General features: G+C 66.8%; 21 protein-coding genes. 10 read left to right on the top strand and 11 right to left on the bottom strand.

The window, feature by feature from the left end; translation table 11 throughout:
- The first annotated feature begins 2 nt into the window (after nucleotides 1–2).
- The gene (locus tag CUR96_RS07560; RefSeq protein ID WP_102192692.1) at nucleotides 3–392 is read left to right on the top strand and encodes a MarR family winged helix-turn-helix transcriptional regulator; all 390 of its coding nucleotides are present in this window, start codon (nucleotides 3–5) and stop codon (nucleotides 390–392) included.
- Between the two features lie 44 nt (nucleotides 393–436).
- On the opposite strand, the gene CUR96_RS07555 is transcribed toward CUR96_RS07560, so the two are convergent.
- From CUR96_RS07555 to ctaE, 6 genes are all read right to left on the bottom strand, one after another.
- Nucleotides 437–856 carry a rhodanese-like domain-containing protein gene (locus CUR96_RS07555; RefSeq protein ID WP_102192691.1) on the bottom strand — a complete coding sequence of 140 codons (420 nt, stop codon included), beginning with the start codon at nucleotides 854–856 and terminating at the stop codon, nucleotides 437–439.
- A gap of 97 nt (nucleotides 857–953) precedes the next feature.
- Nucleotides 954–1,466, bottom strand: a complete 513-nt coding sequence (locus CUR96_RS07550) for a GNAT family N-acetyltransferase (RefSeq protein WP_102192690.1) — start codon at nucleotides 1,464–1,466, stop codon at nucleotides 954–956.
- A 95-nt stretch (nucleotides 1,467–1,561) separates the two neighbouring features.
- Nucleotides 1,562–3,376 carry a cytochrome bc1 complex cytochrome b subunit gene (gene qcrB, locus CUR96_RS07545; protein WP_102192689.1) on the bottom strand — a complete coding sequence of 605 codons (1,815 nt, stop codon included), beginning with the start codon at nucleotides 3,374–3,376 and terminating at the stop codon, nucleotides 1,562–1,564.
- Entirely contained in the window at nucleotides 3,373–4,455 is a 1,083-nt protein-coding gene (qcrA, locus tag CUR96_RS07540; RefSeq protein ID WP_102192688.1) for a cytochrome bc1 complex Rieske iron-sulfur subunit, read from the bottom strand. Before qcrA ends, qcrB begins: the two co-directional genes overlap by 4 nt.
- 36 nt (nucleotides 4,456–4,491) lie before the next feature.
- Nucleotides 4,492–5,295, bottom strand: a complete 804-nt coding sequence (gene qcrC, locus CUR96_RS07535) for a cytochrome bc1 complex diheme cytochrome c subunit (RefSeq protein ID WP_102192687.1) — start codon at nucleotides 5,293–5,295, stop codon at nucleotides 4,492–4,494.
- 20 nt (nucleotides 5,296–5,315) lie between these two features.
- Entirely contained in the window at nucleotides 5,316–5,945 is a 630-nt protein-coding gene (ctaE, locus tag CUR96_RS07530) for an aa3-type cytochrome oxidase subunit III (protein ID WP_180968967.1), read from the bottom strand.
- 181 nt (nucleotides 5,946–6,126) lie between these two features.
- Here ctaE and trpD point away from each other — a divergent pair, with 181 nt between their 5' ends.
- Complete coding sequence (gene trpD, locus CUR96_RS07525) at nucleotides 6,127–7,191, top strand: anthranilate phosphoribosyltransferase (RefSeq protein WP_102192686.1); 1,065 nt, start codon at nucleotides 6,127–6,129, stop codon at nucleotides 7,189–7,191.
- 8 nt (nucleotides 7,192–7,199) lie between these two features.
- Nucleotides 7,200–8,186, top strand: a complete 987-nt coding sequence (locus CUR96_RS07520; protein WP_102192685.1) for a PHP domain-containing protein — start codon at nucleotides 7,200–7,202, stop codon at nucleotides 8,184–8,186.
- A 7-nt stretch (nucleotides 8,187–8,193) separates the two neighbouring features.
- Here CUR96_RS07520 and CUR96_RS07515 read toward each other — a convergent pair whose 3' ends face one another.
- Genes CUR96_RS07515 through CUR96_RS07505 form a run of 3 tightly spaced genes read right to left on the bottom strand, consistent with a single transcriptional unit; the run spans nucleotide 8,194 to nucleotide 10,503 of the window.
- Nucleotides 8,194–9,123, bottom strand: a complete 930-nt coding sequence (locus CUR96_RS07515; RefSeq protein ID WP_102192684.1) for a 5'-3' exonuclease — start codon at nucleotides 9,121–9,123, stop codon at nucleotides 8,194–8,196.
- A gap of 40 nt (nucleotides 9,124–9,163) precedes the next feature.
- On the bottom strand, nucleotides 9,164–9,925 hold the full coding sequence (locus tag CUR96_RS07510) for a hypothetical protein (protein ID WP_146008134.1): 762 nt from the start codon (nucleotides 9,923–9,925) through the stop codon (nucleotides 9,164–9,166).
- A gap of 44 nt (nucleotides 9,926–9,969) precedes the next feature.
- Entirely contained in the window at nucleotides 9,970–10,503 is a 534-nt protein-coding gene (locus CUR96_RS07505; protein WP_102192682.1) for a hypothetical protein, read from the bottom strand.
- A 231-nt stretch (nucleotides 10,504–10,734) separates the two neighbouring features.
- On the opposite strand from CUR96_RS07505, the gene rpsA reads away from it, so the two are divergent.
- The 4 genes from rpsA to CUR96_RS07485 all read left to right on the top strand — a co-directional run bounded on the left by rpsA (nucleotide 10,735) and on the right by CUR96_RS07485 (nucleotide 14,980).
- On the top strand, nucleotides 10,735–12,189 hold the full coding sequence (rpsA, locus tag CUR96_RS07500) for a 30S ribosomal protein S1 (protein WP_102192681.1): 1,455 nt from the start codon (nucleotides 10,735–10,737) through the stop codon (nucleotides 12,187–12,189).
- Between the two features lie 129 nt (nucleotides 12,190–12,318).
- The gene (gene coaE / locus CUR96_RS07495) at nucleotides 12,319–12,918 is read left to right on the top strand and encodes a dephospho-CoA kinase (protein WP_102192680.1); all 600 of its coding nucleotides are present in this window, start codon (nucleotides 12,319–12,321) and stop codon (nucleotides 12,916–12,918) included.
- A complete protein-coding gene (locus CUR96_RS07490; protein WP_245861123.1) occupies nucleotides 12,915–14,132 on the top strand; it encodes an MFS transporter in 1,218 nt (405 codons plus the stop codon). The genes coaE and CUR96_RS07490 overlap by 4 nt, the downstream gene beginning before the upstream one ends.
- Nucleotides 14,133–14,188: 56 nt before the next feature.
- Nucleotides 14,189–14,980, top strand: a complete 792-nt coding sequence (locus CUR96_RS07485) for a GNAT family N-acetyltransferase (protein ID WP_102192679.1) — start codon at nucleotides 14,189–14,191, stop codon at nucleotides 14,978–14,980.
- Here the strand turns inward: CUR96_RS07485 and CUR96_RS07480 are convergent.
- Entirely contained in the window at nucleotides 14,977–15,576 is a 600-nt protein-coding gene (locus CUR96_RS07480) for a DUF4126 domain-containing protein (protein WP_102192678.1), read from the bottom strand. The genes CUR96_RS07485 and CUR96_RS07480 overlap by 4 nt on opposite strands.
- Before the next feature lie 65 nt (nucleotides 15,577–15,641).
- On the opposite strand from CUR96_RS07480, the gene uvrB reads away from it, so the two are divergent.
- Nucleotides 15,642–17,714, top strand: coding sequence for an excinuclease ABC subunit UvrB (uvrB, locus tag CUR96_RS07475; RefSeq protein ID WP_102192677.1), 2,073 nt, complete (start codon nucleotides 15,642–15,644; stop codon nucleotides 17,712–17,714).
- Between the two features lie 21 nt (nucleotides 17,715–17,735).
- Complete coding sequence (locus tag CUR96_RS07470) at nucleotides 17,736–18,068, top strand: TfoX/Sxy family protein (protein ID WP_245861122.1); 333 nt, start codon at nucleotides 17,736–17,738, stop codon at nucleotides 18,066–18,068.
- Nucleotides 18,069–18,071: 3 nt separating this feature from the next.
- On the opposite strand, the gene CUR96_RS18775 is transcribed toward CUR96_RS07470, so the two are convergent.
- Nucleotides 18,072–18,314: a hypothetical protein gene (locus CUR96_RS18775; protein WP_102192676.1), complete on the bottom strand. Its 243-nt coding sequence runs from the start codon at nucleotides 18,312–18,314 to the stop codon at nucleotides 18,072–18,074.
- 43 nt (nucleotides 18,315–18,357) lie between these two features.
- Here CUR96_RS18775 and CUR96_RS07460 point away from each other — a divergent pair, with 43 nt between their 5' ends.
- Nucleotides 18,358–18,798 carry a MarR family winged helix-turn-helix transcriptional regulator gene (locus tag CUR96_RS07460; protein ID WP_102192675.1) on the top strand — a complete coding sequence of 147 codons (441 nt, stop codon included), beginning with the start codon at nucleotides 18,358–18,360 and terminating at the stop codon, nucleotides 18,796–18,798.
- The last annotated feature ends 78 nt before the right edge of the window (nucleotides 18,799–18,876 follow it).

The following is an 18,876-nucleotide window of genomic DNA, read 5'->3' as shown; positions in this document are numbered from 1 at the left end:
CCATGAAATCGGCACCGGATGGCGATGTCTGCGTGAAGTGGTCCGAGACGCTGCGCACCTACCACAACGCCTCCTGCGAGCTGGAGAGCGAACTCCAGGCGCAGCACGAGCTCGGGCTCAGCGAGTTCGAAGTCCTTCAGGCTCTCGCCGTGCTCAGCGAGAGCGATGCGGATCCCCAGATCAGGATGAAGGCGCTCGAGGCGGAGATGTACCTCAGCCAGAGCGCGTTGTCGCGCACGGTGTCCCGACTCGAGAAAGCGGGCCTGGTAGAACGAGGCGAGTGCGATTTCGACCGTCGTGCGAGCTTCCTCACGCTCACGGAGCAGGGGAAGGCGCGCTGGAACGCCGCGAGCCCGACGCACAGGGCCGTGCTCGCGAAGCATCTCGGCTGACAGACGGCCCCGGCGCGCGGTCCCCAGGAGCCGTCGAAGAGGCGTCAGGCCCGTGTGCGGACGCGCGGGATGCCGGTGAGCGGGTCTATGGGTCGGTGGTGCGTGCCCTCGGCATCCTCCACCGGATAGCCCTCGCGCACCCAGTACTCGAAGCCCCCGATCATCTCGCGGGCGCCGTAGCCGATCTTCGCGAACTCGAGGGCTCCCTTCGCGCCGGCATTGCAGCCAGGGCTCCAGCAGTAAACGACGACGTTCGCTTCGAGGGGGATCTCGAGCGGTGCTCGTGTCGCGATCTCGCTGTAGTGCATGTGAATCGCACCGGCGACGCGCCCCTGAGCCCAGGCCTCATCGGATCGGACATCGATCACGAAGATCTGCTCGCCGGCCTTCAGCGCCGCGTGCACGTCGCTGGCGTCGGTCTCGTAAGCAAGCTTGGCTGCGAAGTATTCTGCACGTTCGATCATGTCTTCAGAATATGGACCGCAGTGACCGGTCGGCGCGCACATGTCGGTCGAACAGCATCGGATTTCCGCCATCGCTACGTGCAGTCGAGGGGGCTCCTCAGAGGACGGCGGTCATCTGGATGCGAGGGCCGTACTGCTCCAGGCCGAGCCGTGCTTCGGTCTCGACAAGTTGGTGGTGAAAAGGCGAGTCGGGTGCGGTCTCGCTGAAGCCGCACGTCGCGTAGAAGGGCGCATTCCAGGGGACATCTCGGTACGTGCGCAGGGTCATCGACCGGTGCCCGCGCCGCAGGGCCTCGGCTTTGGCCGCAGTCACGAGCATCCTTCCGTGTCCTCGTCTGCCGTGCCGAGGGAGCACGGACAGCTGCTCGAGGTGCGCGTGCCCGTCGATCTCGAGAACGTGGACGAAGCCGATCACGGTGGGTGGAACATCGCCGCTCTCCACGACAAGGATGAATCCAGGGAGCGCGGACCTTTCCGCAGCGGAGGCGGCCGCCGGCCAATCGCGAGCGGCGAACCGTTCGACGAGAAGCGCATCGGCAGCGGCCTCGATCTCCGCGGCGACGTCGAGGTCCGTCTCGACCGCGGGACGGATGCGGGGGGTCACGGGCATCCTCTGATCCTTTCACGGGGCAAGCACGAACGAGGAAGGCCCCGGCGATCGCATCTCTGCGCGCGGCGGGGCCTTCCTCGTGGGGGAGTGGCGAGCTACTCGCTCTCCTCCGGCTTGTTCTTGCGGGGCTTCTTCACCGGCTCGGTGGCGATCACCGTGCTGGGGGTGTTCGGCGTCTCGTCGATGTGATCCTCGGTCGCCACGAGTGGAGCATCCGGTGCTCCGGCGCGCTCATGAGCACTCTGGATCTCAGCGTTCTCGACCTCCTGGTCGTGTGCGAGGACGTGGTGCTGGTGCGCATCCGCGGCCTCGACCTCGGCCTGCGTGAGCGGGGCGAGACGGTCCTCGAAGAACCAGCGGGAGATCGACGAGCGGACGTTCTCGGTCCACGGGATGCGGCCCTTGGCGTTCGGCCGCACGACGAGCGGCTGGTAGCCGTCGACGTCGATGAGCTTCCAGCGGTCGTACTTGTCGACCGGCTGGTGCACCTCGATGAACTCGCCACCGGGAAGGCGGACGATGCGGCCTGATTCGAAGCCGTGCAGCACGATCTCGCGGTCCTTCTTCTGCAGCGCGATGCAGATGCGCTTCGTGACGAAGTAGCCCACGATCGGGCCTGCGAACAGCAGGATCTGCAGGGAGAGGATGACGCCCTCCATCGTGAGCATGAAGTGCGTCGCGATGAGGTCGGAGGATGCCGCAGCCCAGAGCACCGCGTAGAAGATGACGCCGGCTGCGCCGATGGCGGTGCGGGTCGCCGCGTTACGAGGGCGCTGCGCGATGTGGTGCTCGCGCTTGTCGCCGGTGATCCACGCCTCGAGGAACGGGTAGATCGCGACGAGCACGATGAACAGACCCAGTGCGACGAGAGGGATCAGGATGCCGAACGAGAAGGTGCGGTCGAACAGGACGAGGTCCAGGTTCGACGGCGCAAGGCGAAGCGCACCGTCGGCGAAGCCGATGTACCAGTCCGGCTGCGTTCCCGCCGAGACGGGGGACGGGTCGTATGGTCCGTAGTTCCAGATCGGGTTGATCTGGAAGAACGTCGCTATCAGCACGATTGTGCCGAACACGATGAAGAGGTAGCCGCCCATCTTCGACATGTAGACCGGCATCATCGGGAAGCCCACGACGTTCTCGTTCGTGCGGCCGGGGCCGGCGAACTGCGTGTGCTTGTTGATGACCATCAACATGAGGTGCACGACGATGAGTCCGATGACGAGCAGCGGGAGCAGCAGGATGTGCAGCGTGTACAGACGGCCGACGATGTCGGTGCCGGGGAACTCGCCGCCGAAGAGGATGTACGACGTCCAGACGCCGATGAGCGGGATTCCCTTGATCATGCCGTCGATGATGCGCAGGCCGTTGCCCGAGAGCAGGTCGTCGGGGAGGGAGTAGCCGGTGAAGCCCTCGGCCATCGCCAGCACGAACAGCACGAAGCCGATCACCCAGTTGAGCTCACGAGGCTTGCGGAACGCTCCCGTGAAGAACACGCGGAGCATGTGCACGCCGATGCCGGCGACGAAGACGAGAGCGGCCCAGTGGTGGATCTGGCGGACCAGGAGGCCGCCGCGCAGGTCGAACGAGATGTACAGCGACGACTCGAGAGCGGCGGACATCTCGATGCCGCGCATCGGCGCGTAGGCGCCGGTGTAGTGGGTCTCGACCATCGACGCCTGGAAGAAGAACGTCAGGAAGGTTCCGGAGAGGAACACGACCACGAAGCTCCACAGCGCGATCTCACCGAGCATGAACGACCAGTGGTCGGGGAAGATCTTGCGTCCGAGTTCCTTGACGAAACCGGAGAGGCTGGTGCGCTCATCGATGTAGTTCGATGCGGCGCCGACGAAGCGCCCGCCGAGCGGTGCCTTGGTGTCCTTGTCCTCTTTGGACAGCGTTGCAGTGCTCAATGGCGCTCCCAGAAGCTCGGGCCGACGGGTTCTTTGAAGTCGCTGCGTGCGACGAGGTAGCCCTCATCGTCGACCATGATCGGCAGCTGCGGCAGCGGACGAGCGGCCGGGCCGAAGATGACCTTGGCGTGGTCGGTGACGTCGAACTGCGACTGGTGGCAGGGGCAGAGCAGGTGGTGCGTCTGCTGCTCGTACAGGGCGACGGGGCAGCCGACGTGGGTGCAGACCTTGGAGTAGGCGACGATGCCGTCGTAGGACCAGTCCTTGCGGTCATCCGCCTCGATCAGCTGCTCCGGGCGCAGGCGCATGAGCAGGACGATCGCCTTCGCCTTCTCCTCGAGGTAGCCGTCGTGGTGGCTGAGCTCTGCGAGCTCTTCGGGGATGACGTGGAAGGCGGAGCCGAGGGTCACGTCGGCTGCGCGGATCGGCGTTCCATCGGGGTCGCGAGCGAGGCGCATCCCCTTGTCCCACATGGTGTGCTTCAGAAGTGCGACCGGGTCGCCGACGTGCGGGTGCTCCGGGTTGGCACCCGAATGCGGCGCCAGACCGCGGAAGAGGGTGACGCCGGGGATGATCGACGCGACGACGGCAGCGATCAGCGAGTTGCGGATCATCGAGCGGCGTCCGAAGCCGGACTCCTCATTCGCGGCGGCGAATGCCGCGATGGCGGCTTCGCGCGTCGAGTCCTTGCCCCGGGTGGGGTGGCGGTACTCGATGAACTCCTTGTCCGACATCAGCGCCTTGGACCAGTGGATCGCGCCGATGCCGAGAGCCAGCAGCGCGAGTGCGATGCCGAGTCCGATGAACAGGTTGTTGTTGCGGATGTCGATGAGCGCGCCGCTCTCGATCGGGAAAAGCATGTAGGCGGCGACCGCCCAGATGCTGCCCGCGAGGGAGAGATAGAACAGCGAATAGACCGTGCGCGCGGCGTTCTTCTCGGCGCGCGGGTCCTTGTCGGTCATCCGCTCGCGATGCGGCGGCAGCCCTGGGTTCTGCACGGGGTCGCTGACTGCGACGCCCAGCCCCGGAGAGGGCTGGTAGGCCCTGTCAAGAGCCTGCGAGTCGTCGTCGTGTGCCATGGTGCTCCTCGTACGTTCCTCTTCGATGAATAAGCGTCAGTTGGACTTCGCCGTGATCCACACGGTGATGGCGACGAGCGCGCCGATGCCGAAGATCCAGATGAACAGACCCTCGGAGACCGGTCCGAGGGAGCCGAGCGAAGCGCCGCCGATCTGCACGGCCTCCTGCTGGTACAGCAGCGCGGAGATGAGGTCGCGCTTGTCCTCGTCGGAGAGGTTCATGTCACCGAAGACCGGCATGTTCTGGGGACCGGTGACCATGGCCGCATACATGTGCAGGGCGCTGGTCTCGGTCAGAGCCGGGGCGTACTTGCCCTGAGTCAGTGCGCCACCCGCGGCGGCCACGTTGTGGCACATCGCGCAGTTGACACGGAACAGCTCTGCGCCCCTGGCGACGTCGCCCTCTCCGTCGATGAGGTGCGCGTCCGGGTAGGTCGGTCCGGGGGCGATCGACTGGACGTACGACGCCATCGCCTTGATCTGGTCCTCGGTGAACTGCGGGGTCTTCTGCGGAGCCTGCGGGCCCTGCATCTGCAGCGGCATCCGGCCGGTTGCGAGCTGGAACTCGGTCGCGAGCTCGCCGACGCCGTACAGGCTCGGTCCGTTGGGCGTGCCCTGCAGGTCGAGTCCGTGACAGGTGGCGCAGTTCGCCGTGAACAGCTTCTCGCCGTCCTCCACGGTCAGCTGCGTCGAGACGGCAGCCTGCGTGTCGGTGGCGGCGAAGGCGGCGGACGCACCGGCGTACACGGCGCCAGTGATCATCAGACCTGCTCCGATGAGTGCGGCCGCAGCAAAGGGGCTGCGACGACCGCTGGAGCGGCGCTTCTTCTCTCGTGCCATCTCGGGGATCAGCTCCGCTCTTATTTCAGGAAGTAGATAACGGCGAACAGGACGATCCAGACGACGTCGACGAAGTGCCAGTAGTACGACACGACGATCGAGGAGGTCGCCTCCTTGTGCCCGAAGTTCTTGACGGCATATGCGCGGCCGATGACGAGCAGGAACGCGATGAGCCCGCCCGTGACGTGCAGTGCGTGGAAGCCGGTGGTCAGGTAGAACGCCGATGCGTAGGAGTCGGCGCTGATCGGCATGCCTTCAGCGACGAGCTGCGCGTACTCCCACACCTGGCCGGAGACGAAGACCGCGCCGAGCGCGAATGTCAGGAAGAACCACTCGACCATTCCCCAGCCGAGCATCCCGCGCTTCTTCGTGGTGTACGGCTGCAGGCGTTCGGCTGCGAACACACCCATCTGGCAGGTCACGGAGGAGAGGACCAGGATCACGGTGTTGATGAACGCGAACGGCACGTTCAGCAGCTCTGTCCGCTCGGCCCACAGGTCCGGTGAAGTGCTGCGGAGGGTGAAGTAGATCGCGAAGAGTCCCGCGAAGAACATCACCTCGCTGCCGAGCCACACAATGGTGCCGACAGCTACCGGGTTGGGCCGCTTGATCGTTCTCGCCGCCGGGGCATACGTCGCTGAGGTCGTCACTGTTCCATTATGGCCGATCCGAGGGGGTGATTCTTGCACCTGGGGCGCTGTTTCTACCCGCTCGCGACTTAGGAGACCCTAAGAAGATACTGCGAATCGTCGGTGAATCAGCGGCAAACTGCGGGCGCCGGCCGGCGTCATCTCGGCGTCGACATCGACGCGCGCGGATAGGATCGCTCACATGGCTGATTCGCTGACCTGGTCCGACGTGCTCACCACTCTTCTGGAGCGTCGCGACCTCAGCGTGTGGGAGTCGACCTGGGCGATGCGCAACGTGATGCAGGGCGATGTGACCGAGGCGCAGCTCGCCGGATTCCTCATCGCGCTCCGCGCGAAGGGCGAGACCATCGACGAGATCGTCGGATTCCGTGATGCGATCCTGGAGGCCGCCGTACCCCTGCCGGTGTCGCCCAACGTCCTGGACATCGTCGGGACGGGCGGCGACCGGATCGGCACGGTGAACGTGTCGACCACCGCCGCGATCATCATCGGAGCATCCGGGATACCGGTGGTCAAGCACGGCAACCGGGCGGCGAGCTCCGCCTCAGGGTCGTCAGACGTGCTCGGGGCGCTCGGACTCGAGCTCTCTCTGGACCCGGCAGCGGTGGCATCCGTCCTCGACCGAACCGGCATCACGTTCGCCTGGGCGGCCGCCTTCCATCCGGGGTTCCGGCACGCGGGCGCGGTGCGCGCCGAACTGGGCGTTCCGACGGTGTTCAATATGCTCGGCCCCCTCTGCAATCCGGCCAGGGCCGAGGCGAACGCCGTCGGCGTGGCGCATCTGGAGCGTGTCCCGCTCATCACCGGCGTGTTCCGCACGCGCGGTGCGACGGCGCTCGTCTTCCGCGGCGACGACGGTCTCGACGAACTCACCACCACCGGCCACAGCAGGATCTGGGAGGTGACGCGCGGCGACGTCCACGAGCACGATCTGGATCCGCGCGACCTGGGCATTCCGCTCGCGGAGCTGTCCGACCTCATCGGAGGTTCACCCGAGCACAACGCCGAGGTGCTGCGGCATACGCTCAGCGGCGCTCCCGGACCCGTTCGCGACATCGTGCTCCTGAACGCCGCTGCAGGCATCGTCGCCTTCGAGCTCTCCCAGGACGCCACGCAGGTGCAGCGCCCGATCCTGGAGCGGCTGCGCGAAGGGTATGAGCGCGCTGCGGCGACCGTCGATGACGGCCGTGCTGCGGCGAAGCTCGACGAGTGGGTCGCGGTCAGCCGAGAGCTCGCCTCCGCGTAGGACGCATGATGGACCCTGTCGCCGCACTCCTGGAGATCGCATCTCTGCTGGAACGCGAGCGGGCTTCGCGTTATCGAGCGAAGGCGTTCCGACAGGCGGCCGCGACGCTGGAGGGGTTGTCGGAAGACGTGCGCGATGACCCCGCGAAGCTGCGTGCGAGCAAAGGGATCGGCGAATCCACTTTCGCGGTCATCCGACAGGCGCAGGCCGGCGAGGTGCCCGATTATCTGGTCGAACTCCGTGGAGCGGTGGAGCCGGAGCGCGCATCGAAGCTGAGGTCGGCATTGCGCGGCGATCTGCATGCGCACACGGACTGGTCGGACGGCACCACGTCCATCGCCGTGATGGCCGAGGCAGCGCGGGCCCTCGGCCACGAATATCAGGCGATCACCGATCACTCACCGCGACTCCGCGTCGCCCGGGGGCTTTCCGCCGAGCGTCTCCGTGAGCAGATTCCGCTCGTCCGCGCGCAGTCCACCGAAGGTTTCACGGTTCTCGCCGGCATCGAAGTCGACATCCTCGAGGAGGGTGGGCTGGATCAGGAAGAAGCCCTGCTCGGCGAACTCGACATCGTCGTGGCATCCGTGCATTCCAAGCTGCGCATGGATGCCAAGACGATGACGAAGAGGATGCTCGCGGCGGTGTCGCATCCGAGGGTGAATGTGATCGGGCACTGCACCGGCCGGCTTGTCGAGGGGTCCCGGGGGACACGCCCGCAATCCGAGTTCGACGCGGTGGCGGTCTTCGCGGCGTGCGCGGAGAACGGCGTGGCCGTGGAGATCAACTCCCGTCCCGAGCGGCAGGACCCGCCGGACGACCTCATCGCTCTGGCGCTGGAGGCCGGATGCCTGTTCTCGATCGACTCCGACGCTCACGCGCCCGGACAGCTGTCGCTCCTCGATCACGGGGCCGAGCGGGCGGAGCGCGCCGGGATTCCCGCTGCGCGCATCGTGACCACCTGGGGTCTGGATCGCCTGCTCGCCTGGGCGCGCTGAGTCCGGGTCAGACGGCCGACACGGCCGCGACGGCGCGCGTCATCGAGCCGCCGAGATTCCACTTCTCGGCGAGAGCCGCAGCGGCGTCGGCCTCTGCCGGGTCGAGCATGCGGAGAGGGACGCCGGGGACCTCGATGCTCAGGTTCCTGGCGACCTCCACGACCGTCGGGGCGACGTCGAGATAGGCGGAGGCGGCGAGGATCTTCGCGCCGACGCCCGTACTCATGCCCTCGCCCGCCGCAGCGGCCGCGCGGATCCCGGCGAGATCGCCGTGCGCCTGGAGGAGCGTCGCCGCCGTCTTCTCGCCCACGCCGGCCACGCCAGGCAGGCCGTCGGAGGCGTCGCCGCGCATCGTGGCGAAGTCGGCGTACTGAGAGGGGAGTACGCCGTACTTGCCGACGACGGTCGCATCGGTCACGATCTCGAGGTTGCTCATGCCCTTCGCGGTGTAGATGACGCGGATGTCACGGGCGTCGTCGACGAGTTGGAACAGGTCGCGGTCACCGGTGACGATGTCGACGGGCAGCGTCGCGCGGGTCGCCAGGGTCCCGATCACGTCGTCGGCCTCGTGCGCGGCCACTCCGATGATCGGGATGCCGAGGGTCGTCAGCGTCTGCCGGATCAGCGGGATCTGCGCCTCGAGGGGGTCGGGAACCTCCTCGACGTCGGGCGCCCCGGCGACGACCTCGACGACGCGGTGCGTCTTGTAGCTCGGGATGAGGTCGACTCGCCACTGGGGCCGCCAGTCGTCATCCCAGCAGGCGACGACCTGCGTCGGCTCGTAGAGCGTGACGAGCTTGGCGACGATGTCGAGCAGTCCCCGCACTGCGTTGACCGAAGAGCCGTCAGGTGCCTTCACCTTGTCGGGAACGCCGTAGAAGGCACGGAAGTAGAGGCTGGCGGTGTCGAGCAGCATCAGGCGATCGGCGCGGGTCATGAGCACAGTCTGGCACTCGGGTCCGACGCCTGCCGTCGGCTCAGCAGCCCGGGGCGTCGGGTCGCTCGTTGCAGGTGTGGGCCACGAGGGCGGTGTGTGCTTCGAAGATGCGGATCTGCTGGGGCGGGCCGTCGGTGGTGAGTTCGCCTGTGATCGGGAACCAGCCCGTGCCGAAGTCGATCTCGGCGCCGTAGCGGATGTCGACGTCGGCGGCATAGATGCCGCGGTCCTGATACGCGTGGCTGGTCGAAGTGGGGGTGAACTGCGCCTGGCCGAGGGCCGCCCAGGAATCTCCGCCGGTGGTGGTCGTGGTCGTGGAGCCGTCGCCGTAGTGGAAGTCGTATGCGGTGGGGGTGAAGCGGACGGAGATCGGCCGGCCGAAGAGCGTGCCCGTCTGCGTCGTGGTGGATGCGTTGGTGACGAAGTTCGTGGGCATCCCGGCGATGCCGACGTTGTCGGGTTCGCCGGCGAGGGCCGCGGGGGCCGGGGCGAACTGGGCGAGGTCGCTGATCGTGATGGGGCGGATCCCCGGGGCCTCGTTCTCCTCCGCGGGAGGGGCTTCTTCGGCGAGACGGAAGCAATCGATGAAGCTCCAACTGCGCAGGCAGGTCTCGAAGTCGAACTCCTGCGGCGGCGGGGAGGACTCAGAGCCTTCGTCAGTTCCGTCGCCGGGGTTGAAGACGGGGTCCGTGCCGGGAGTGTTCTGTTCGCCGCCGATCCCGACCTCACTGCCGTCGTTGTCGACACTCGGGCAGAAACCCAAGAGCTGCAAAACCGCGAGATCACAGGTGGGCGCGTCCATCGGCACCGGAGATGAACCGATGAGCGCCGCAAGTGCGATCGCCTCTAACACGCTGAACTTTCTGCTGGTGCGGTATTCGAGATTAGAAGTTGGTCATTGTCACCCGAGAAGACGACCTCTACTTTCCCGCGCTCTGGTCGCGTGGTCGGAGTGACATCGGAGCCTGAGTCGTCTATGACTCGAGAGGCACTGATGTCAACGCAGACTTCTGCAGTGACCTCAGCAATTTTCGTGTCGAAGCGGGCGACCAGTCCCAGAAAGTCGTGAACGGTGCTTGCGCCGACGATCTTGAGTCCGGCGGCCGTAAGCTCGCGTTGCGTCTGAATGTCACTTTCGAGAGCCGCTCCCGAGAGATACGCCTCGGGATCTGCTGCCTCATCACCGTCTGCTCGGGCTGCAGACGCCTGCAAGTAAGCCCGATACGTCTCCTCCGCCGCAGCGAAAGCCTCCTCCTCCGACGCGAAGGCGGCTGTCGGTGTCGGCTTCGGTGCGGGGGAGCATCCCACGACGAGCCCTGCCGCCAGCGCGAGCACGCCGAGGGCGGCGAGGGGAGTCGACGCGGTCCGTACGAGAGTCACCCCGACACGTTAACCCGAATGCCCCCGCGTGCGTCAGAGTTATCCACAGGACGTACCGGCGACCTCGAACCCCACAGCATCCGATCTTCTGATAATCTGAAGCGTCACTCGTGGCGTGCATGCGCGCGCGTTCGTGACAAGCAATCCCAATCCATCCGCTGCGAAGCATGATGTGGCCGTGCGCGGCCGCTGCTTCCAGCCCGAGTTCCATTCACAAGGACAACCCACTACATGACTACCGCAACGACCGCCCCGGCCACCAAGCAGGTCGCCATCAACGACATCGGATCTGCTGAGGACTTCCTGGCCGCGGTCGAGAAGACCCTGAAGTTCTTCAACGACGGCGACATCATCGAAGGCACGATCGTCAAGATCGACCGCGATGAGGTTCTGCTGGACGTCGGCTACAAGACCGAGGGTGTCATCCCCTCGCGCGAGCTCTCCATCAAGCACGACGTCGACCCCAACGAGGTCGTCAAGGTCGGCGACGAGGTCGAGGCTCTTGTTCTCCAGAAGGAGGACAAGGAAGGCCGTCTGATCCTCTCCAAGAAGCGTGCTCAGTACGAGCGCGCCTGGGGAGACGTCGAGAAGATCAAGGAGAACGACGGCGTCGTCACCGGTACGGTCATCGAGGTCGTCAAGGGTGGACTCATCGTCGACATCGGCCTCCGTGGCTTCCTGCCGGCTTCGCTCATCGAGCTCCGCCGCGTCCGCGACCTCACGCCGTACCTCGGCCAGGAGATCGAGGCGAAGATCCTCGAGCTCGACAAGAACCGCAACAACGTCGTGCTCAGCCGCCGTGCTCTGCTCGAGCAGACGCAGTCGGAGTCGCGCACCACGTTCCTGAACAACCTGCACAAGGGTCAGGTCCGCAAGGGTGTCGTGTCGTCGATCGTCAACTTCGGTGCGTTCGTCGACCTGGGCGGCGTGGACGGCCTCGTGCACGTCTCCGAGCTGTCCTGGAAGCACATCGAGCACGCCTCCGAGGTCGTCGAGGTCGGCCAGGAGGTCACCGTCGAGATCCTTGAGGTCGACCTCGACCGCGAGCGCGTCTCCCTGTCGCTGAAGGCGACGCAGGAGGACCCGTGGCAGGTCTTCGCCCGTACCCACGCGATCGGTCAGGTCACGCCGGGTAAGGTCACCAAGCTCGTTCCGTTCGGTGCGTTCGTCCGCGTCGCAGACGGCATCGAGGGCCTCGTCCACATCTCCGAGCTCTCCAGCAAGCACGTCGAGCTGGCCGAGCAGGTCGTGTCGGTCGGCGAAGAGGTCTTCGTCAAGGTCATCGACATCGACCTCGAGCGTCGCCGCATCTCGCTCTCGCTCAAGCAGGCGAACGAGTCGGTAGACCCGAACGGCACCGAGTTCGACCCGGCGCTGTACGGCATGCTCGCCGAGTACGACGAGAACGGCGAGTACAAGTACCCCGAGGGCTTCGACGCCGAGACGGGTGCCTGGAAGGACGGCTTCGACTCCCAGCGCGAGGCATGGGAGCAGGAGTACGCTGCAGCCCAGGCTCGCTGGGAAGCTCACAAGGCTCAGGTCACCAAGGCGGCCGAGGCTGAGGCAGAGGCCGGCGCCGACTTCGGCGGCCAGGCGTTCTCCAGCGAGACGACCGGTGCCGGCACGCTCGCCGATGACGAGGCTCTCGCCGCTCTGCGCGAGAAGCTCTCGGGCGGCAACGCGTAAGCACAACGCTCTGGAACGGGCCGTCACCTTCGGGTGGCGGCCCGTTTCGCGTCCCGGGTGAACAGCTGCCTCTTCCGCCGTGCGCTACTCTCGAGCGGACGCCGGCGACCGGCGTGCCAGGATGGAGGCATGCCTCTCATCGCGCTCACCGGCGGCATCGCATCGGGCAAGTCGACCATCGCGCGGCGACTGGCAGAGCACGGCGCGATCGTCGTGGACGCCGACCAGATCGTCAGAGACGTCCAAGCAGCCGGATCTCCCGTGCTGCAGCAGATCGCGGCGGCCTTCGGCGACGACGTCATCACCTCCGAGGGGACGCTCGAGCGTGCGTCCCTGGGTGCCAAGGTCTTCGGTGATCCCGAACTCCTCGCCCGCCTGAACGCGATCGTGCACCCGGCGGTCCGCGCCGAATCGCAGCGACGGTTCGAAGCGGCGAACGCCACCGATCCGTCGGCCGTCGTGGTTTACGACGTGCCGCTGCTCGTCGAGGCACGCGTCGACGATCCCTGGGACCTCATCGTCGTGGCGCACGCTCCGGCTTCAGAACGGTTGCGCCGGCTCGTCGAACTGCGGGGCATGGAGGAGCATGCGGCCCAGGACCGCATCGACGCGCAGGTGTCCGATGATCGGCGTCTGGCCATCGCCGACGTCGTGATCGACACCTCGGGGACGATCGAGGAGACGCAGGCGCAGGCCGACGCCCTCTGGGAGCGGATCCGCGCCCGGTGAGCGCGGAGACGTTCTCCGGGCACGCCCCGGGGTCTCCGGCATTCCGGCGCCTGATCGCCGGTCTGTTCTTCGCCGGAATAGCGACCTTCGCGCAACTGTACTCACCGCAGGCCGTGCTGCCGGGGATCTCCCAGGACCTCGGCATCGCGCCCGCCTCTGCGGCACTGAGCGTGTCCGCGGCGACTCTCGGGCTCGCCGCGGCCGTGATTCCCTGGTCGATGGTCGCGGACCGCGCCGGCAGGATCCGCGCCATGGGCACCGGCGTGCTCGCCGCGACCGCGCTCGGCCTGTGTGCTCCGCTGAGCTCGGAGATCGGGATGCTGCTCGCGCTCCGCTTCGCCGAGGGGATCGCGCTCGGCGCCGTTCCAGCGGTCGCGCTGGCCTACCTGAGCGAGGAGGTCGGTGCGCGCCACGCGGCCGCGGCAGCCGGAAGCTACATCGCGGGCACCACGGTGGGCGGACTCGTCGGTCGCATCCTCTCCGGAGTGGTCGGCGAGGCCGCGGGATGGCGTGCCGGCATCTGGGCCGTGGCGGCGCTCTGCTCCGTGGCGGCCGTGCTGTTCCTCTGGTTGACGCCGCGCGCCCGCGGGTTCGTGCCCCGCCGGATGCGCGATGACGGCCCGGGCATCCTCACGACTCTGCTGGTGCCCCTGCGATCATCGGTGCAGCTCGCGCTGTACGCTCAGGGTTTCCTGCTGATGGGCGCGTTCGTCGCCGTCTACAACTACCTCGGCTTTCACCTCTCTGCCGCGCCGTTCCTGCTGCCGGCGTGGCTGGTCACGATGCTGTTCCTGGCCTATCTCGCCGGCACCGCATCCTCGCCGTGGGCCGGCTCGCTCGCGTCTCGGCACGGACGATATCCGGTGCTGCTCGGATCGATCGCCGTGACGTCTACCGGAGCGATTCTGATGCTGGTGCCGATCGCAGCCGTCGTGCTCGCCGGCCTCATTCTCTTCACGGCCGGATTCTTCGGAGCGCATGCGGTGGCATCCGGATGGGCGCCGGCCGCGGCTGCTCCTGACAGTCGCGCCCAGGCGTCGTCGTTGTACTACTTCGGCTACTACGCCGGCTCGAGTCTCTTCGGATGGGCACTCGGCCTCGTGTTCGGTCACGTGGGCTGGCCGTGGTTCGTGCTCCTCGTCGTATCGATGTGCGCTGCCGCAGCCCTCGTCGCGGTAGCAGGGTTGCGACGTTCCGGTTCCGGGCGAGCCTGACACGCGCACTCGCGTCCGGATGTGCGTGCGTGCGTGCGGTCTGCAAAGGTTGCCTGATGCACCAGCGCTTTCTCGCCGCCTACGACCGTCAGCTCCGTACGGATTCCGAGTCCGCCCATGCTGTCGACACGGTGGTCCACGGCCCGTTGCGTCTGTCGGTGTTTCCCGGCGGCCGCGGATTCATCAGTTACGCAGATCTCGGGGGAGCGGATGCGGAGGGGATCGGCGACCTCGTCGACGCCGCCCTCGATCACTTCCGCGCTCGGCCTGACACGACATCGGTCGAGTGGAAGACACGAGGGCACGATCATGCTCCCGGGCTGCATCAGGCACTCGTCTCACGAGGTTTCGTCGCGGAGGAACCCGAATCGATCATGATCGGCGAGGCCACGCTGCTCGCGCAGGACGTTCCGGTTCCTGAGGGTATCGAGATCCGCCGGACGCGCTCTGACGACAAGATCTGGGCGATGGAGGAGATGCAGGGGATCGTGTTCGAGGATCCGGAATGGCGGGCGCGAGCCGAGACGACGCTTCGTCGCGTACGTGAGGACGACACGGTGGAGCTGTGGATCGCGCTCGACGGCGACCGGGTCGTGAGCGCCGGTCGTCTGGAACCCGTCGCCGGTACCGATTTCGCCGGTCTCTGGGGCGGTGCCACCCTGCCGGAATGGCGCGGCCGCGGCATCTATCGAGCCCTCACCTCTCAAAGAGCCCGCTCGGCTCTCGCGATGGGCAAGCGGTTCCTGCAATCAGACTCGACGGAGTTCTCGCGGCCGATCCTGGAGCGCTCCGGCCTGATCAGGGTGTCGACGACGACACCCTATGTCTGGACGAAACCGGGCTGCTAGCCGACTGATGCCGGATCGATCCGACGTCGGGAGCGCCGACGGAACAGTACGACCACTCCGACGATCAGCGCGATCAGCACGACGGCGGCAGCCACCGGAACGACGATCGCGAGGGCGGCGAGCAGGAACGACGCGCCGTCCTCGGCGGTGCTGAGCACCGGTGCCGCCAGGCCTCCCGTGGTGGCGTTCGCGGCGACTCGCGCGGTCGCCTTGATCACGTGCACGACGAGGGCGATCGCGATGCCGACGACCACGGGTACCCAGGTGTTGTCGGCGAAGAAGGATGCGGGGTCGTCGACGGCGATGGTCTGCGCTCCGGATCCGGCTCCGAAGGCGATGCCGCCGGCGGCCGGACGGAGCACGCTCTGCACGATGTCGTTCACGGAGTCGAGCGCCGGGATCTTATCGGCGATGATCTCCAGCAGCAGGAGCGCCCCGAGGATCCAGAGGGCGAGGTCGCTGGACAGCCACGACCAGCCCGAGGGGAGCGTCATCGCGGGAAGCAGGCGATCGGCCAGTCCCAGGAGGAACAGCGGCATCCAGGCGTTGAGACCGGCGGATGCCGCCAGGCTGGAGCCGATGATGAACTCGATCACGCCACCACTCTAGGCGGAGCACGGACGGCCGCCCCAGTGTCCGAGGCCACTCGTAAGCTGGAAACATGCAACCCACGCGCAGTGTCCGTCCTTTCGAGGTCATCAGCGAGTACGCTCCGGCGGGCGACCAGCCCGCGGCGATCGCCGACCTCGCCGCGCGGATCAACGCCGGTGAGACCGACGTCGTCCTCCTGGGTGCAACGGGCACAGGCAAGTCCGCGACCACGGCCTGGCTCATCGAGCAGGTGCAGCGCCCGACGCTGGTGCTCTCGCACAACAAGACCCTTGCCGCCCAGCTGGCCAACGAGTTCCGCGAACTCATGCCGAACAACGCGGTCGAGTACTTCGTCTCGTACTACGACTACTACCAGCCCGAGGCATACGTCCCCCAGACGGACACGTTCATCGAGAAGGACTCCTCCGTCAACGCCGAGGTCGAACGACTGCGGCACTCCACGACGAACTCGCTGCTGTCGCGCCGCGATGTCGTCGTGGTGTCGACCGTGTCCTGCATCTACGGCCTCGGCGCGCCCGAGGAGTACCTGCGCGCGATGGTCGCGCTCCAGGTGGGGGAGCGCTACGACCGTGACGCCCTGATCCGGCAGTTCATCTCCATGCAGTACAACCGCAACGACGTCGACTTCTCGCGCGGCAACTTCCGGGTGCGCGGCGACACCATCGAGATCATCCCGGTCTACGAGGAGAGCGCGATCCGCATCGAGCTGTTCGGTGACGAGATCGAGGCGCTGTACTCCCTGCATCCGCTCACCGGCGAAGTCATCGAGAAGCTCGATGCGGTGCCGATCTTCCCGGCCTCGCACTATGTCGCCAGCACCGACGTGATCCAGCGGTCCATCGGCACGATCGAGGCCGAGCTCGCCGATCGCCTCGCCGAGTTCGAGCGGCAGGGCAAGCTGCTGGAGGCGCAGCGCCTGCGGATGCGCACGACCTTCGATCTGGAGATGCTGCAGCAGCTCGGCTTCTGCTCCGGCATCGAGAACTATTCGAGGCACATGGACAACCGTGCGCCGGGGGAGCCCCCGCACACTCTGCTGGACTTCTTCCCCGATGACTTCCTGCTGGTGATCGACGAGTCGCACGTGACGGTGCCGCAGATCGGGGCGATGTACGAAGGCGACGCCTCGCGCAAGCGCACGCTCGTCGAGCACGGATTCCGGCTGCCGAGCGCCATGGACAACAGGCCGCTCCGCTGGGACGAGTTCAAGAACCGGATCGGCCAGACCGTCTACCTCTCCGCGACTCCGGGCAAGTACGAGATGGGCATCGCCGACGGCATCGTCGAGCAGATCATCCGCCCGACCGGTCTCGTCGACCCCCAGATCATCGTCAAGCCGTCCAAGGGGCAGATCGATGACCTGCTCGAGGAGATCAGGCTGCGCGTCGAACGCGACGAGCGCATCCTCGTCACCACGCTGACGAAGAAGATGGCCGAAGAGCTGACCGACTTCCTCGGCGAGCACGGGGTGCGCGTGCGGTACCTGCACTCCGACGTCGACACGCTGCGCCGCGTCGAGCTGCTCAGCGAGCTGCGCGCCGGCGTGTACGACGTCCTCGTCGGCATCAACTTGTTGCGCGAGGGTCTCGACCTTCCGGAGGTCTCCCTGGTCGCGATCCTGGATGCCGACAAGGAGGGCTTCCTCCGATCGGGGACGTCGCTGATCCAGACCATCGGACGTGCCGCGCGAAACGTGTCGGGCGAGGTGCACATGTACGCCGACAAGATGACCGATTCCATGGCGAAGGCGATCGACGAGACCGATCGCCGCCGCGAGAAGCAGGTCGCCTACAACCTGGAGAGGGGCATCGACCCGCAGCCGCTGCGCAAGCGGATCGCCGACATCACCGAGGTGCTCGCCCGCGAGGGTGCGGATACCGCGGAGATGATGTCCAAGCGCGGGCGTGCAACCGGCAAGGGCAAGGCGCCGACGCCCAACCTCCGACGCACCGGCATCGCAGCAGAAGGCGCGCAGCAGCTGGAGGCCACGATCCAGGATCTGTCCGACCAGATGCTCGCGGCCGCCGGCGAACTCAAGTTCGAGCTCGCGGCGCGGCTGCGTGACGAGGTGCAGGACATGAAGAAGGAACTGCGCGCCATGGAGCGCGCCGGGCACGCCTGATCACCGACGGAGGAGGCGGGGTTGGATGACGCGGGGAACGAACTCGGCGACCGCATCCGCGCGCTGCTGAGTTCCGACATCGCGCTCGAGGAGAGGCGCATGTTCGGCAGTCGCGCCTTCCTCGTCGACGGCCGCATCCTCGTTGGAGCACGCAACGGCGGCGTGCTGCTCGTCCGTGTCACTGCCGAGCATGGTGCGGCGTTGCTGACCCACCCCGGTGCGGCCCCCGCGGTCATGGGGGCACGCACGATGAGTTCGAACTGGCTGGATGTCGCGCCGAGTGCGATCGAGGACGATGACTCGCTGATGTTCTGGCTCGACGCGGCACGAGAGGACAGCGCGGCCCCGGATTGAGTCCTACGGACAGTGCATCAGCGGTTTCGGGCCCGAACGGTCGATCTCATGCTGTGTCATCGGCGCGCCGCACAGGGGACATGCTCGTTCAGCGCGCTCCGCCGCCGTCGGCGGTGGAGTCTTCTCGTACGGCCCGACGGACGCGGGCCCGGCCAGGCGCACCAGGTTGGTGTTGAACCACGCGTAGAAACCGCCGGCTTCGCGGATACGCGCCCGGAGAGGTTCGCGGGGGGAGTCTTTCACCATAACTCTTAGTGTACTAACTATTAGGGCGATGTAGGATCATTCTGTGACAGCAGCCGACGATCTTCTCCGCCTCGAGAACCAGCTCTGCTTCGCCCTCGTGACTGCCGCGCGCAATGTCGTCGCGATCTATCGGCCGATCCTGGAGCCGCTCGGGCTGACGCATCCGCAGTACCTGGTGATGCTGGCGCTCTGGGAACGCGCCCCGCGCACACTGAACGACCTCGCCGCGGATCTTGCCCTCGAACCAGCCACCGCGTCGCCGCTCGTGAAGCGGCTCGAGAAGGAGGGGCTCGTCGCCCGTCAGCGCAGCGCCGGCGACGAGCGCCGCCTCGACATCACGCTCACCGACGCCGGACGCGCTCTCCGGGAACGGGCGCTCGAGGTCCCACGTCAGGTGATGGCCGCAGTGGGGATGGACGTCGGCGAAGTGGCGGCGCTCCGTGACGGCGTCGCGAGGTTCGCCGGTCGCACCTCGAACGGCTGATCACTCTCCGCGGGCCGCTGATCACGCTCCGCTCGTCGCGAACCTGACTCGCTGTCGGAGCCAATGTCTGTGGCCCCT

Origin of the sequence: Microbacterium aurantiacum (assembly GCF_002872075.1) — a bacterium.
Lineage (GTDB): Bacteria > Actinomycetota > Actinomycetes > Actinomycetales > Microbacteriaceae > Microbacterium > Microbacterium aurantiacum_A.
The sequence above is the reverse complement of the archived record's forward strand: the minus strand, read 5'-3'. Positions and strand labels throughout refer to the sequence as shown.